The sequence below is a fragment of the Mesorhizobium sp. M7A.F.Ca.US.006.01.1.1 genome (assembly GCF_003997935.1).
GTDB lineage: Bacteria > Pseudomonadota > Alphaproteobacteria > Rhizobiales > Rhizobiaceae > Mesorhizobium.
The window spans coordinates 1-13,360 of sequence record NZ_RZQL01000198.1; the positions used below are offsets into that span (position 1 = coordinate 1).

At 65.1% G+C, this 13,360-nt stretch carries 12 protein-coding genes; 6 read left to right on the forward strand and 6 right to left on the reverse strand.

Annotation, left to right across the window (positions count from 1 at the left end):
- Positions 1-260: 260 nt before the first annotated feature.
- Together EN943_RS27395 and EN943_RS27400 are read right to left on the reverse strand one after the other, a co-directional pair.
- Positions 261-488, reverse strand: coding sequence for a hypothetical protein (locus EN943_RS27395; RefSeq protein WP_127415382.1), 228 nt, complete (start codon positions 486-488; stop codon positions 261-263).
- A gap of 138 nt (positions 489-626) precedes the next feature.
- Positions 627-1,346: a hypothetical protein gene (locus EN943_RS27400; RefSeq protein ID WP_127415383.1), complete on the reverse strand. Its 720-nt coding sequence runs from the start codon at positions 1,344-1,346 to the stop codon at positions 627-629.
- Between the two features lie 211 nt (positions 1,347-1,557).
- Here EN943_RS27400 and EN943_RS27405 point away from each other — a divergent pair, with 211 nt between their 5' ends.
- From EN943_RS27405 to EN943_RS27430, 6 genes are all read left to right on the forward strand, one after another.
- Positions 1,558-2,286 (forward strand): response regulator, encoded by a 729-nt coding sequence (locus EN943_RS27405; protein ID WP_127415384.1) that lies wholly within the window; start codon positions 1,558-1,560, stop codon positions 2,284-2,286.
- Positions 2,283-3,524 carry an ATP-binding protein gene (locus EN943_RS27410; RefSeq protein WP_127415385.1) on the forward strand — a complete coding sequence of 414 codons (1,242 nt, stop codon included), beginning with the start codon at positions 2,283-2,285 and terminating at the stop codon, positions 3,522-3,524. The genes EN943_RS27405 and EN943_RS27410 overlap by 4 nt, the downstream gene beginning before the upstream one ends.
- Before the next feature lie 605 nt (positions 3,525-4,129).
- Positions 4,130-5,299: an acyltransferase gene (locus EN943_RS27415; protein WP_127415386.1), complete on the forward strand. Its 1,170-nt coding sequence runs from the start codon at positions 4,130-4,132 to the stop codon at positions 5,297-5,299.
- Positions 5,296-6,402 (forward strand): glycosyltransferase family A protein, encoded by a 1,107-nt coding sequence (locus tag EN943_RS27420; RefSeq protein ID WP_127415387.1) that lies wholly within the window; start codon positions 5,296-5,298, stop codon positions 6,400-6,402. The genes EN943_RS27415 and EN943_RS27420 overlap by 4 nt, the downstream gene beginning before the upstream one ends.
- 2 nt (positions 6,403-6,404) lie before the next feature.
- Positions 6,405-7,439, forward strand: coding sequence for a glycosyltransferase (locus EN943_RS27425; protein WP_127415388.1), 1,035 nt, complete (start codon positions 6,405-6,407; stop codon positions 7,437-7,439).
- Positions 7,440-7,448: 9 nt separating this feature from the next.
- Positions 7,449-9,233: an ABC transporter ATP-binding protein gene (locus EN943_RS27430; RefSeq protein WP_127415389.1), complete on the forward strand. Its 1,785-nt coding sequence runs from the start codon at positions 7,449-7,451 to the stop codon at positions 9,231-9,233.
- A 289-nt stretch (positions 9,234-9,522) separates the two neighbouring features.
- Here EN943_RS27430 and EN943_RS27435 read toward each other — a convergent pair whose 3' ends face one another.
- From EN943_RS27435 to minC, 4 genes are all read right to left on the reverse strand, one after another.
- Positions 9,523-10,989 (reverse strand): hypothetical protein, encoded by a 1,467-nt coding sequence (locus EN943_RS27435; RefSeq protein ID WP_127415390.1) that lies wholly within the window; start codon positions 10,987-10,989, stop codon positions 9,523-9,525.
- Positions 10,990-11,325: 336 nt separating this feature from the next.
- Positions 11,326-11,598, reverse strand: a complete 273-nt coding sequence (gene minE, locus EN943_RS27440) for a cell division topological specificity factor MinE (protein ID WP_024501686.1) — start codon at positions 11,596-11,598, stop codon at positions 11,326-11,328.
- Positions 11,595-12,410 (reverse strand): septum site-determining protein MinD, encoded by an 816-nt coding sequence (minD, locus tag EN943_RS27445; protein WP_127415391.1) that lies wholly within the window; start codon positions 12,408-12,410, stop codon positions 11,595-11,597. Before minD ends, minE begins: the two co-directional genes overlap by 4 nt.
- Before the next feature lie 64 nt (positions 12,411-12,474).
- Positions 12,475-13,284 (reverse strand): septum site-determining protein MinC, encoded by an 810-nt coding sequence (minC, locus tag EN943_RS27450; protein ID WP_127415392.1) that lies wholly within the window; start codon positions 13,282-13,284, stop codon positions 12,475-12,477.
- Between the last annotated feature and the right edge of the window lie 76 nt (positions 13,285-13,360).

The window sequence follows — 13,360 nt, forward strand, 5'->3', positions numbered from 1 at the left end:
AGACAGGAATAGACATGGACTGAATGATCTTTCGCTGGAGTTGCGGGCGCGGGCAATCGACCGCTTGGTCGAGGCATGCCGGCCGATATCTTGATGGTGGGCCGCGCCGGTCTGCGGGCGGCGTCGAGCAATGCTTCGAAGCGGCTCATGTCGCGCTCCTTCTCTGCGGACGGAGCTGCTCGAAGGTCGAGTAACTGGCCGCGATGCCCACCAACATCATTATGCCGATCAGCGAGGACATGCCAAGCGCCTTGCCGGAATCACGCGATCTTGCGGTCATGATGCCCATGGTTGTCGAGCGGCTGCGAGATCGGAAGCGACAGCCGCCACGCGGCGAAGCTCAGGCGGATCGCGCCCTTCAGCGTGTCGACCGGCAGGGCCAGCGGCAGGCCGCGTCCGGACAGCGGAAGACCGCGTCCGGCATAGTCGAGTGACAATCTCTGGCTCGCGGACGCGAGCAGCCGCAGCAGTATTATGGCTTCCCACATTGTCGTGCTTCCGTTGATTTGAACTGGGCATGATTTGAAAACAGGGATGGCGAAGATACGCCCGCCATCCCTGAAAGAGACCGGCCGGCCCGAGAACGGGTTGGGTTCCGGGCCGGCCGGCGCAGCCGGTCAGAGTTCTCAGCCGTTCCCGGGCTGGGGCGGCGGACTGCCATCGTTGGGCAGACCTCGGGGGCCGGCTGCATCATCCGGCGGACCGCCCCAGGGACCGGGGGGGGGTCCATGGGGGCGTTCCGCCGAAGCGAGGAGTTCGAGTTGTTCGGGCGTCAGCTTGGCGCGCAGTTCAGCGATCGCGTCCTTCAGCTTGCCGGCCGAAACCGCGCGGGCCGTGACGTCGTCTGCCAGTTTTTCCTGGAAGGCGAAGGGATCGGGCTTGCCGTCCGGGCCGGCTGCGTCGGGGCCCTTCGCTTCGGAACCGCCGGGGCCATCAGGACCACCGGGCCGCCCATGATCGGGCCGTGGCGGCGTCAGCACGGCCTGCAGCGCGCTGGTGTAGTCGCGCCAGGCGTCGAGCTGTTCGGTGCGGATGCCGACGCGGGTCTCAAGCGCGGCCAGCCGGGCGGCCAGCATGAATTCCGGCGGCGGACCCATGCGACGGGGGCCAAAGCCTTCCGGTCCAAAACCTCGCGGGCCAAAGCCCTGCGGACCATGCCGCATCGGCTCGTGCGGGCCGGGTCCGGCCATCGGGCCATGGTCGGGTCTATCCTGCATTGCCCCATTCTGCTGGGCCATGACCGGTGGCGGTTCGCCGGGAGCGGCGCCCGGATCCTGCTGTGCCGCCAGCACGGGGTGAATTGCGGCGACGGAAAACAGGCCGAGCGCAAGAAGTCTGCTTCGCATGACGGTGTTCCTTTCTCTCATGCTTCGGACAAATGAGAGGATAGGAAGAGTGTTTGTCCGCTTCGCGTCGGCCTGTTGCCGAAGGTTTCCGCAAGAGGGCAATTTGTAACTGAATGTTTCCCACGGCCTGCCGGAAACATTCAGTTGCAATTTTCCGTGCCGCTTGGACGCGGCTCTCCCTATAATCGCGGCCAAGGCAAGGGCACGATTGATGCAGTCACAACCCCATATCCTAGTCGTCGACGACGACCGTGAGATCAGGACGCTTCTCCAGCGCTATCTCGACAGCCAGGGCTTTCGTGTCACGGCGGCGGCGGACCGGCGCGAATGCGAGCAGAGGCTGGGCGCGGGCCAGTTCGACCTGATCGTGCTCGACGTCATGCTGCCGGACGGCTCCGGCCTCGATATCTGCCGGGCCTTGCGCGACCGCAAACCGCATATCCCGGTCATCCTGCTGACGGCGCTGAAAGAAGATGTCGACCGCATCATCGGCCTGGAACTCGGCGCCGACGACTATCTCGGCAAGCCGTTCAACCCGCGCGAGCTCATCGCCCGCATCCGCGCCGTGCTCAGGCGCTCGACGCCCGAGGAGGCGCCCGCGCCGCCGCGCGCGCGCATCTACCGCTTTGCCAGCTACAGACTGGAGCCGGACACCCGCAAGGTGACGGACGCGCAAGGTATGGCCGTCGACCTCACCGGCGCAGAGTTCGACCTTTTGCAAGTGTTTCTCGACCGCCCTGGCCGGCTTTTGTCGCGTGACCAGCTTCTCGACCTGACGCAAGGCCGCGAGCGTGACCCGCTCGAGCGTTCGGTCGATGTGCTGGTGAGCCGGCTGCGCCGCAAATTTTCCGACACCGGCGACGGGCCGCTGTTCAAGACCGTGCGCAATGGCGGCTACCAGCTCACCGCGCGCGTCGAGACCGTGGAGAGCCACCCGTGAATTCGCTGCGCCGCCGTCTCATCCTGCTGCTGGTCGCCTCGATCGTCGGCGTCGTCGGCCTGGCGACCGCCGCCGTCATCAGCGTGCGCGGCGGCGGACCGCCACCGGAACTGACCGTGCCCTGGATTGCCCAACAGATGGAACTGGTGGTGCGGCTCTTGCCGGGGCCGATCCCCGACGTCCTGCGGGTGCAATTCGCCGACCATCCGGCGGGCGGCAAGGTGGCTCGTGCCGAAACGGCGATGCTCAACGATATCCTGCACCGCCGTGGCCTCGACTTTCCAGCGGTCGTCAACGAGAAGCCGGACGAACCCGGCCAGATCGCCTCGATGCAGCTGCCCGACAGCCGCTGGGCGATCATGGAGGTGCCGCACCTCAAGCCGCCGCGGCGCGAATGGCTGGTTCTGGCCGGCTGGATCTCGCTGATCGTCGCCGGCGCCACGGCGGTGTCGGTCTATTTCACCTCGGTGCTGATCCGCCCGCTTGAGATGCTGGAGGCCGCCGTCTCCAAGATCGGTTCGGATGGCGTTCTGGCGGCGGTGCCGGAAGTGGGTTCGGCCGAGGTCAAGGCCACCGCGCATGCGCTGAACCAGCTCTCGTCGCGGCTGCGGACAGCCATGGAAAGCCGCATGCGGCTGGTCGCCGCCGCCGGTCATGATCTGCGCACGCCGATGACGCGCATGCGGCTGCGCGCCGAATTCCTCGACGACGAACGCGACAAATGGCTTCACGACCTCGACGAGCTCGACCGCATCGCCGACAGCGCCATCCGCCTGGTGCGCGAAGAGGTGAACCAGGACGCCGTCGAAGCGGTCGACCTGGAAAAGACGGTGCGCGATATCGAAGCCGAGATGGTGTCGCTCGGCCATGCCGTCTCGATCGGGCACCTGGACAAGGTTTGCGTGCGGGCCGGCGCGCTCGGCCTGCGCCGAGCGCTGCGCAACCTGATCGTCAACGCCGCCACCCATGGCAAGGCGTGCCGCATCGACTTGGCCGCGGCCGACAATCGCGCCGTGCTGACCATATCGGACCATGGCCCGGGCATCCCCCCGGAACTCCTGAACAAGGCGTTCGAGCCCTTCTTCCGCGTCGACCCCGGCCGCCTGCAATCCATCCCCGGAGCGGGTCTTGGCCTCGCCATCGCCAAGGAAATCATCGAGCGCTATGGGGGGACGGTAACGCTGGAAAACCGCCGGGGCGGCGGGCTGGAACAGACGGTGGTGTTCGATGCAGTGTGACGGTTAGCGGTCAGCCGAGTAGCCGGCGTTGCGCGCGGCAGCCGAGGAAAAAACAGAGACGATGCTGCACCGCGCAAAGCCAATGGTTCCAAATCATATCTCCACGGAGCCAGGACCGAACCCATATAGCCAAAATATAGATCACAAAATTTCTTGTGATCTAACAAAGAACTAGGCTCTCAGGCCAGGAGCACTTCAATCAACCGAGGCGTGAACATCGAAACAACTTAAACCACAGCGTTTAAGTTCTGCGGAAAATCGCCAAAATTGGCGAAAACCGCCCGGTTTTGTCAATCTTTAGCGCTTGCTCACATAAGTATTTCAGCCGGGTAGATTTTTTGTGTTGCGCCGCACAATGCCGTAGCCGAACGATCTCCTGGGGGACTCGTTTGCGACTGGACATATGCCGTGGAGGATCCCGCCAGGTTGACCAGCTTGAGCTGTCCGTCCGTCGATTTCGGGCCCGACCCGATCGGACTCGCCCAAATCGGACTCGCAAAGCGCGCGTTTGCCGGCGCCCTGGCGGATCTCGTCCGCCTTGGCCTGCTGCCCGAAACGACCGGCTGGCGGATACGTCGCGGACATCAATGCCGCGGAAGCCGCTGATGGGAAGCGCCCGCGACAGCCAACTTGATGCGTTGAGAGCCATCGCCGTGACGATGGTGTTGTACTCCCATTTCTTCGCCGCTGGAGGATCTTCATTCTGGGGCCATATCGGCGTGCGGCTGTTCTTCGTGCTGAGCGGCTTCCTCATCACGCGCCTGCTCCTGGAAGCGCGTTCGGCCGCCGAATTCGAGACCGGCCCCGCGCTGCGATCTTTTTACATCAGGCGGGCGCTGCGGATATTCCCGCCCTATTTCGCCGTCCTGGGTTTCGTCTGGCTGGTCGACCTGGACCAATCCAGGGGATCGCTGGTCTGGCATGCGCTTTACCTGTCGAATTTCTGGTATGCGCTGCGCAATGACTGGAACCCTTGGGTGCTGTGCCATTTCTGGAGCCTGAGCATCGAGGAGCAGTTCTATCTTGCCTGGCCGCTGGTCGTCCTTTTGGTCCCGCGCCGCCGCTTCGAACAGATCTGCATCGGCGTCATCGCACTGTCGCTGGCCTATCGCTTCTATTGGCCGATCACCGCCACGCCGGCGCTGGCGCGCGACCTGCTGCCGCCGGCATCCATGGATGCGCTGGCGACGGGCGCGCTGCTTGCCTGCTGGCGGTCCAGGGGGGCGGCCCTGCCGCACTGGATGCAATTCAGCTGGCCTGCCTTCGCGGCCGCATTCCTTGTCATCGAATGGTTTGGGCCGCCGCCTGCCGATCCGATGCTCGAATGGGCCCATTGGCTGGTGCGGCAAGTCCTGCCCCTGGTGCCGCTGATGGCCATCGTCGCCGCCTGTTCGCGCGGCCTTGGCGGCACAATCGGCAAGCTTCTTGACCTGCCGCCGCTGCTTGGCCTCGGCCGCATCAGCTACGGCGTCTATCTCTATCATCCGATATTGCTGTCGCTCGCCGTCAAGGCGCAGCCCTGGATTCCGCTCAACGTCTCGGAGCAAGGGCCGGGGCGATTCCTGATTGCGGGCGCCGCCACCATTGTCGCGGCCTCGATTTCCTGGGTGGTTTTCGAAAGGCCGCTCAACAGCCTGAAGCGCCACTTCCCCTATGTCGCGCGCACCCGTGCCGCGCAGGTCGGCCATGGCGGCTGGCTCGCGACGGCGGCCGGCGGATCGCCCGATGGCCCCACACCGGCGCTCGAGCTCCAGCGCACGGACGCAAGACGATGACCGCCGCGCCGCTCGTCTCCGTCCTGTTGCCGGTCTACAATGCCGGTCCCTATCTCGCCGCCGCGCTGGGAAGCATCCTGCGGCAGGACTACGGTCGCCTGGAGGTCATCGCGATCGATGACGGCTCGACCGACAATTCGCTCGAGATACTCGAGCGACACCAAAAGGCCGACAGCCGCATCTCGATCATCTCGCGCGAAAACCGTGGCCTCGTCGCGACGCTCAACGAAGGGCTGGCGGTCGCCCGGGGCGAACTGGTCGCGCGGATGGACGCCGACGACGTCGCCTATCCCTGGCGTTTGTCGCGCCAGGTGGCGCTATTCGAGCGGCGGCCTGAACTGGGCTTCTGCGGCGCCGGCGTCGACATGTTGATCCGCGGCCGCATCGCCAGGGGCAGGCCCGATCCGGTGTTCCAGTTCGGCCGCATCCCCATACTGGCGATGTTCTTCACGATCTTCATGCACCCGACGGTCGTCTACAACAGGAAGGTCATCGACGACGGCGTTCTCCACTACGACCAGACCTACAGGCACGCCGAGGATTTCGATCTTTTCGGGCGGCTGACCGGCCGTTACCCGGCAGCCATGATGCCCGAAAACCTGGTCGTCTACCGCGTCCATCAGGCAAGCGTGACCAGCCGGCACGCCAAGGAGATGCGCAGGACGCATTTGCGGATCGTGGCCGAGAACCTCGAGCGCGAGGGCCTGGCGCAGGCCACGCGGGACCTGCGCGACATTGGCGATGCGGTCAGCCACGATACCCTCGCCCGTGCGGCCAGCTTCATCGTCGCGCTGGAGGAGGAGATCCGCTCGCTGCCGGCGGCGACGCGGCCGAGCTTCGAGGCCGGCGCGCTGAACCTGTTCTATTTCCTCTACCAGCTCGTGGCTGACGAAAAGCAGCCCGCGCTGACGCATGAATTGCTGACGCGGACCACGAAATGGAACGCCATCCGGCGCCGCGAACAATATGCGCTGCGGCCCGGCGCCTGGGCGCCCTGGCTCAGCCGCGCCTCGCTGTCGGCCGCCAGGCAAGCCGATGCCGTGGCTTACTTCTTCAAATCCGCGCCCGCCGCGGCGGTTCTGGCACCTTATCAGGCGGGCTGAGGATGATCGTCAAAGCCAACCAACCTCTGCAGCGCGATCGTTCGACGGCGCTTGGCCCTGCCCCGGCCGGTCCCCGCCCGGAACGATCGGCGCCGGAAGTCTCCTTCATCATCTGCACGCGCAACCGCGTCGCCGTGCTCGATGCCTGCATCAAGTCGGTGCAGGCCGCGTGCCGCGCCCATGCCGGCTTCGCCGCCGAACTCGTGGTCGTCGACAATGGTTCGAGCGATCGGACGGCCGAACGCCTGGCCAGCATCGCCGCTACATCCGACATTCCATTCACGCCCATTTGCGAGCCGCGCCCCGGGCTGGCGGCTGCGCGCAACGCGGGCTTAAGGCGCGCGCGCGGCCGTGTGCTGGTCTTCGTGGACGATGACTGCGCGGTCCATTGCGACTATTTGCGCGATCTGGAGCGACACTATGCGTCGGGGGAACGATGGCTCATCCGGGGCGGACGTGTCGAGCTTGGCGATGCCAGGGATCTGCCGTTCACCATCAAGCGGTCGTGGGCGCGCGAGCGGCTGACGCCAGATGTTCATCCCGGCGGTTTCGTGCTGGGCTGCAACATGACGATGCACCGCGATGTCGCGGCCCGCATCGGCTATTTCGACGAACGCTTCGGCGCCGGCGGGCCATTGCGGTCGGCCGAGGATACCGATTACCTCGTGCGCGCGATGCTGCTCGGCATCGCGGTCGAGTATGTGCCTGACATGACGATATTCCATCATCACGGCCGGCGGGATCGCAACGCCATCGAAAAGCTGCACCGCGACTACAGCCTGGGCAATGGCGGGCTCTGCCTGAAGCATGTTCGCCACGCGCCCTGGCTGCTTCGCCATTTCTACTGGGCCGCAAGAGGAGCTTTCCGGGAATTGGCGGGGGGGCCTGCGTTCGATCGTGAACTCAACCTGCCGCACTGGCCGATCGTCGCCATGAATTTGCTCGGCGCTGCCAGGTTCGCGGTTCTCCTGCTGGCCAGACGGCCGCGGGCCGAGCCGGTGCGGCAAGATCAACAAGCCAATGCCCAGGCGAGGTGAAACGCTGTAATGCCAATGCTGCCGCCAAACCTGCCGATGCTGTTCCGGGCGTTCGGAAAGCGGCAACTGCGCCTGCTTCCGGCGGTGGTGGTTCTCGGCCTGGTCAGCGCCGTCCTCGAAGGGTTCGGCATCGGCCTGATCATCCCGTTGCTGGGCATCATCATGGGACATGGGGATGCAGCCGGAATGGCCGGTTTCTCCGCTGTCCTACAGCACGTCGGATCGGGCTTGAGCGAGCGCGACCGGCTTGTCGTCATTTCGGCCGCCATCCTCGGCTCGATCATCCTGAAGAACGTTTTCGCCTTCGCCAACACGCTGCTGACGACCTTCATCTCCGGCAAGGCAAGTCACTCGATCCGCAGCGCCTTGTCGGAGCAGCTGTTGCGGGTCGGCTACCCGTTCTTTCTGCGGCAGAGCCCTGGACGCCTGCTCAACATCATCTCCAACGAATCCTGGCGGGCCTCCGACGCGATCCAGATCATGCTGTCGGCCATCGTCAGCGCATCGGCCGCCATCATCCTCCTGGCTTTCCTGCTGCTGCTGTCGTGGCGCATGACGCTTTTGGTCACGCTCGGACTGGCGCTCGTCCAGATCGCGCACGCCGTCCTCTCGGCCAATCTGAAGGAGCCCAGCCGCAGCGTCGCTTCGCGCAACGGCCACCTCGCCTCGCAGATGCTTCACCTTGTGCATGCCGGACGGCTGATCCGCATCTTCGGACAGGAGAACCGGGAGAAGGCGATATTCGACACGGCGTCCGATGCGGTTCGCCGCGCCTCCTTCGCGCTGCTCGTGCGCCAGGGAGCGCTGCCGCCGCTGACGGAGGTTCTCCACGCCATGCTGTTCCTGGCGGTGGTGATCGGCGCCTGGCTGGCGCAGGTGAGTTTCCCGCTGATCATCGCCTTCGTCATCCTGCTCTACAGGCTGCAGCCGCATATGCGGGCCCTGCAGGGGTCGTGGAGCCAGCTGCAAGGCCTGAGCGGATCGCTAGAAGAGGTGACTTGGCTGCTGGATCCCACAGGCAAGCCGCAACCGCCGCAAGGCGACGGGCCATTCCACGGCCTGCGCCAGGGCATCAGGTTCGACGATGTGACATTCACCTATTCCGGCACGGACCGGCGCGAGGTGGTGCTGCATGCGGCGGCATTCGAAATCCGCGGTGGCCGCTCGACGGCGCTGATCGGCCGCTCGGGCGCCGGCAAGACGACGATCGTCAATCTCCTGTGCCGCTTCGTCGAACCGGATACCGGCAGCATCCTCGTCGATGGATCGCCGCTCGACGGGATCGACGCCAGCCAGTGGCGACGGCACATCGCCCTGGCCAGCCAGGAACTGGAACTGGTCGACGGCAGCATCTTTGAAAACATAACCTACGGGCAGGATGCGGCGACTGCCGGCGATGCCGAGGCCGCCGCAAGACTGGCCGAAGCCCACGAATTCATCGAAAGGCTGCCTCAGGGCTACGAGACCCTGGTTGGCTACAGGGGCATCAATCTGTCGGCGGGACAGAGGCAGCGGATCGCCTTGGCCAGAGCTCTTGTCCGCGATCCTGATCTCCTCATACTGGACGAAGCCACCAATGCGGTGGACGGGCTGTCGGAAGCGGCCATCGTCGAGACCCTGAAGTCGAGAGCCGGCCGCCGCACCACCATCGTCATCAGCCACCACCACAGCACCATCTCGTTCTGCGACGACGTGGTGATCCTGAGCGGCGGCCGCGTGAAAAGGCAGGCCCCTTTCGGCGCCCTGGCCTCGCTCAGCATGGACGAGCTCTACCAGCACGAACCGCTCGACTGAGAAGGCACCGGGCCGGCCCGCGACCGCTTCGCGGGCGTGTCTGCGGACTCCGGCCGGCGGGTCGTCGAAGCGTTCGAATCAGAAGCCCGGGCAAGTGCCGCTGGCACCTTCCGTGATCGCACCAATGCCGTGCGGAGCCGAGGCGCGCTACCTTGTCTGTGCGGCGGACCTGTCGATCCGCCTGGCCGGTGCCCCATTGGGCTTACTCTCCGGGTGAGGTGCCGGCCTCCCATGCACAAAAACAAAAGCCTGAAGCGGGTCGCCTGCCCCCTTTCAGGCGCGACACGCTTCAGGTGGCGGCGCCGACATTCCTGCGCATGCGCCGCCTGCCCGTCGTCCGTGCTTTCTTCGCCATCGCCCCGGCCATCTCGACCACGCCGTCCTCGCGCGGCCTGCCATTGGTGGCCTTGTGGAGCCGCTCATAGGGCAGCAGTTCCTTGATCCGGGCATTGAGCGATGCGATCTCGGCTTTGAGATCCTCGCACTCCTGCCTCTGCACGTCGAACTGTATCTGTTCGGACGCCTGTTGCAGCGTCAGCTGAGAAAGGTTGGCGTTCACCTTGGAAAGACTCATCTTGTCGCTTTCGCTCTCCTGGCTCAGCGCGGACAATCTTTCATCGGCGATCTTCTTTTCGGCCAGGGCATCGTTGAGTTCGCTCTTGAGCCTGGCGATCTCTCCGGCGGCTTCGCTGTTTTCGCTCGACACCTGCTCCAGCCGCGATTGCAGGTTCTGGATCTCCGAGCTCAGCCCGCGCATTTCCGCCTGGCCGCGAGCCAGCTCGGCTTCCTTGTCGCCTTCCATCATGCGGGCCGCTTCGGTCGTTTCCGAGAGTTTCGCCTGTGCGGCCTCGAGCGACTTCTGCAGCCGCATCTCCTCCTTCTCGCTCTTGCCGAGCGCCGCCAGCAGCTCCGCCAGCCGCGCTGCTTCGCTGACATGGACCGCCGACAGCTCGTCGAGCCTGTGGCGCGCCTGCGATTCCCGCTTCAGCGCCTTGTCGAGTTCGATCGACAGGTTGACGTGCTTTTCGCGCAGCATCTTGCTCTCGCGCAAGCGCCTGTTGGCCTCGACCGTCCTGGCGGTCAGCCGCTTGGCGATGTCGCCGAACTCCGCTTCGCGTTTGGCGCTCGCATTGGCTGTCTCCACGAGTTCCAGCCTTACCGCGGCAAGTGCCGCACGAAGCGTCTCCCGGTCCTGAACCAGGCTTGTCTCGCGCTGCTGCAGCGCTTCGAAAGCGCCGTCACGCTCGCGCAGTTTTTTCACCGCGTCGTGCAGCTTCTCCGACAGCGCCCGCTGTTCGGCGGCCAGGGCGGCATTGGCAACCTCCAGCTCGTTGGCGCGCAGGATGTCGCTGTGCAGGATGTTGAGGAATTCACGCGTCAGATGGTGTGAGGTGCCGATCTCCGACAGCTTGTCGTTGATCTCCTCCAGATAGTCCCTGGCGTCGTGGAAGAGCCCCTCAAAGGCGCTCAATGCAGCCAGCCGGGTCTGTGTATGGGCCGTCAGCCGTGGCGCGGTTTCGGAACTGTCCGCAGCGCCCGCATCGTCGGCATTCCCTGCATTGTCGTCATTTGCCGCATCGGCCTGGGGTGGCCCGTCATCGGGTGCCGCCTGGGCATCCGGCACATCGTCGCTCTCTGGCGGCGCAAGGTCGTCGGCATCGAGACTTGCATCCAGCGCGTCCGCCAAATCGATCTGCAGGTCCTGGATCGCTTTATCCACGTCTTCAGCACGCTTGATCAGGCCTCTGAAGTTCATCACCAAACTCCCCTTACGCATACCTCGCTTCGAACTTAACAAATTGCTAATATATCTTTACATCCGCTGCTCGCGCAGGGGAAGCCCCGTCGGCACAAAGGTAAATTTGGGACATTTTAGGGGTTTGGATGACGCGAGCGACGTGCGCGGCCTGGTTCCTCGCCCCCACGAAGTGGGGGAGAGGTGGCTTGGGCGAAGCCGAGACGGAGCGGGGGAATGGCTCGGCCTCAATGAATTCAGAAGGAACACGCCAGCGTCGCGCTGCCCCCTCTCCGCCTCGCTACGCGAGGCACCTCTCCCCCGCTTCGCGGGGGCGAGGAAAAGAGCAACGACGCCTCACCCCGCCATGGCCAGCGGCACGGCGCTCTTGTTGGGGATCTGGATGTCGATTTCCAGTGTCGACATGGTCTCGCCGCGGTCCATCGAGACCTGCAGGTAATCCTGGTCGATCTGCACATGCTTGGCGATGACGGCCATGATCTCCTCGCGCAGGATGGAGACGAGGTCTGGCTGGCTGCGGTTGCGGCGCTCATAGGCGAGCAGCACTTGCAGCCGCTCGCGCGCCACCGGCGCGCTGGAGCGCCGCTTGAAGATGTCGAGCAGGTTCATGCCGCCCTCCTTCCCAAAAGACGATCGAGGAAGCCCTTGCGTTCGAAGGGCACGATGACGGGCAATTCCTCGCCCTCCAGCCGCCTGGCGGCGTCGATATAGGCGCGTGCCGCGGAATTGAGCGGCTCCGACAGCGTCACCGGCGAGCCGAGGTTGGAGGCGCGCAGCACATCCTGGCTTTCTGGAATGATGCCGAGCAGCGGCACCGACAGGATTTCCAGCACGTCGTCGATGGACAGCATCTCGCCGCGCGACGCACGCGCCGCATCGTAGCGCGTCACCAGCACATGCTTGGCGATCTGCTCGCCCTGCTCGGCCCGCAAGGTGCGGGCATCGAGCAGGCCGATGATGCGGTCGGAATCGCGCACCGACGACACTTCCGGATTGGTGACGATGACCGCCTCGTCGGCAAAGCGCATGGCGAGCTGCGCGCCGCGCTCGATGCCGGCCGGGCTGTCGCAGAACACGTAGTCGAACACCGAGCGCAGCTTGTCGATGACTTCGCCGACGCCCTCCTCGGTCAGCGCATCCTTGTCGCGCGTCTGCGAAGCCGGCAGCAGGAACAGCGTCTCGACCCGCTTGTCGCGGATCAGCGCCTGCGAGAGCTTCGCCTGGCCCTGGATGACGTTGACGAGGTCGAACACCACGCGCCGCTCGGCGCCCATGATCAGGTCGAGGTTGCGCAGGCCGACGTCAAAGTCGACCAAGGCCACCTTCTTGCCGGTCTTGGCCACGGCCGCCCCGAGGGCCGCCGTCGAGGTCGTCTTGCCGACGCCCCCCTTGCCCGAGGTGACCACCACTACCTTGCCCATTGAAAAGCCTCCGTTGTTGTTTTCTTGGTCGAGCGGCCAGGCCGCCCCAATATCGAAACGAATGTCAGCTCAGCGTCGAAACCCGCAAGGCGTCGCCGTCGAGAAACGCCTGCACCGGCTTGCCGCGCGAAACGCCTTCCATCTCCTCGGCGGTGACGTACCAGCCGTCGACCGCCAGAAGCTCGGCCTCGTTCTTGCGGCAGAAGATGCGCGCGCCCCTGTTGCCCAGCGCACCCGCCGAAGCGCGCCCGCGCAGCGTGCCGTAGACATGGATCGAGCCCGCCGCGATGATCTCCGAGCCGGACGCGACCGAGCCGAGCACGATGACATCGCCATGCGGATGCACGATCGCCTGGCCGGAACGGATCGGCGCCTTGATCATCAGCGTGCCCGAAGCTTCCTGCGCGGCCTCGCTATCGCCCGCCTTGCTTGCGTCAACCTTGCCGCCGTCGGCCTTGTCCGCGCTGTCCGCATCGGCGTGCTGTTCAGGCGCCTTGCCCTCGGCCTTGTCGAAACCCTCCGCCCGCGCCTCGCGGGGCAGCAACCCATCCGTCGTCGCCTCCTTGGCGCCGACCAGCACCGGCGGCAGGTTGGGCTCGAGTGCGGTGTGGCCGTCGAGCTCGATGGCGTAGATGCGGATGCCGCGATGGCCAAGCACGCCGACCAGCGATTCGATCGCGGCGACATCGGGCTTCAAGGTGTTGAGATCAAGCACCACCGGCCGCCCGGCAAAATAACCGGGCGAGTTGCCGATCCAGTGGTCGAGCCCCTCAAGCCACACGTCCAAAGGCGCCTCCGGCGTCAGCGTGAAAGCGACGAAAGAGCGTGCGCGAAAACGAATGGATTTGGCCTCGAGGGGGGCGGCAAAGGTCACGGCTGGCGAATCCTTACTGAGAGGTAAACGCTAGCGAGGGAATGGTTAACGAATGGTTAATGGGGTGGGAGTGGCG

What these genes read in the sequence shown, in the direction of transcription:
- EN943_RS27395 (WP_127415382.1), bottom strand. Translation starts at nt 488, where the DNA reads ATGTGGGAAGCCATAATACTGCTGCGGCTGCTCGCGTCCGCGAGCCAG.
- EN943_RS27400 (WP_127415383.1), bottom strand. Translation starts at nt 1,346, where the DNA reads ATGCGAAGCAGACTTCTTGCGCTCGGCCTGTTTTCCGTCGCCGCAATT.
- EN943_RS27405 (WP_127415384.1), top strand. Translation starts at nt 1,558, where the DNA reads ATGCAGTCACAACCCCATATCCTAGTCGTCGACGACGACCGTGAGATC.
- EN943_RS27415 (WP_127415386.1), top strand. Translation starts at nt 4,130, where the DNA reads ATGGGAAGCGCCCGCGACAGCCAACTTGATGCGTTGAGAGCCATCGCC.
- EN943_RS27420 (WP_127415387.1), top strand. Translation starts at nt 5,296, where the DNA reads ATGACCGCCGCGCCGCTCGTCTCCGTCCTGTTGCCGGTCTACAATGCC.
- EN943_RS27425 (WP_127415388.1), top strand. Translation starts at nt 6,405, where the DNA reads ATGATCGTCAAAGCCAACCAACCTCTGCAGCGCGATCGTTCGACGGCG.
- EN943_RS27430 (WP_127415389.1), top strand. Translation starts at nt 7,449, where the DNA reads ATGCCAATGCTGCCGCCAAACCTGCCGATGCTGTTCCGGGCGTTCGGA.
- EN943_RS27435 (WP_127415390.1), bottom strand. Translation starts at nt 10,989, where the DNA reads ATGAACTTCAGAGGCCTGATCAAGCGTGCTGAAGACGTGGATAAAGCG.
- minE (WP_024501686.1), bottom strand. Translation starts at nt 11,598, where the DNA reads ATGAACCTGCTCGACATCTTCAAGCGGCGCTCCAGCGCGCCGGTGGCG.
- minD (WP_127415391.1), bottom strand. Translation starts at nt 12,410, where the DNA reads ATGGGCAAGGTAGTGGTGGTCACCTCGGGCAAGGGGGGCGTCGGCAAG.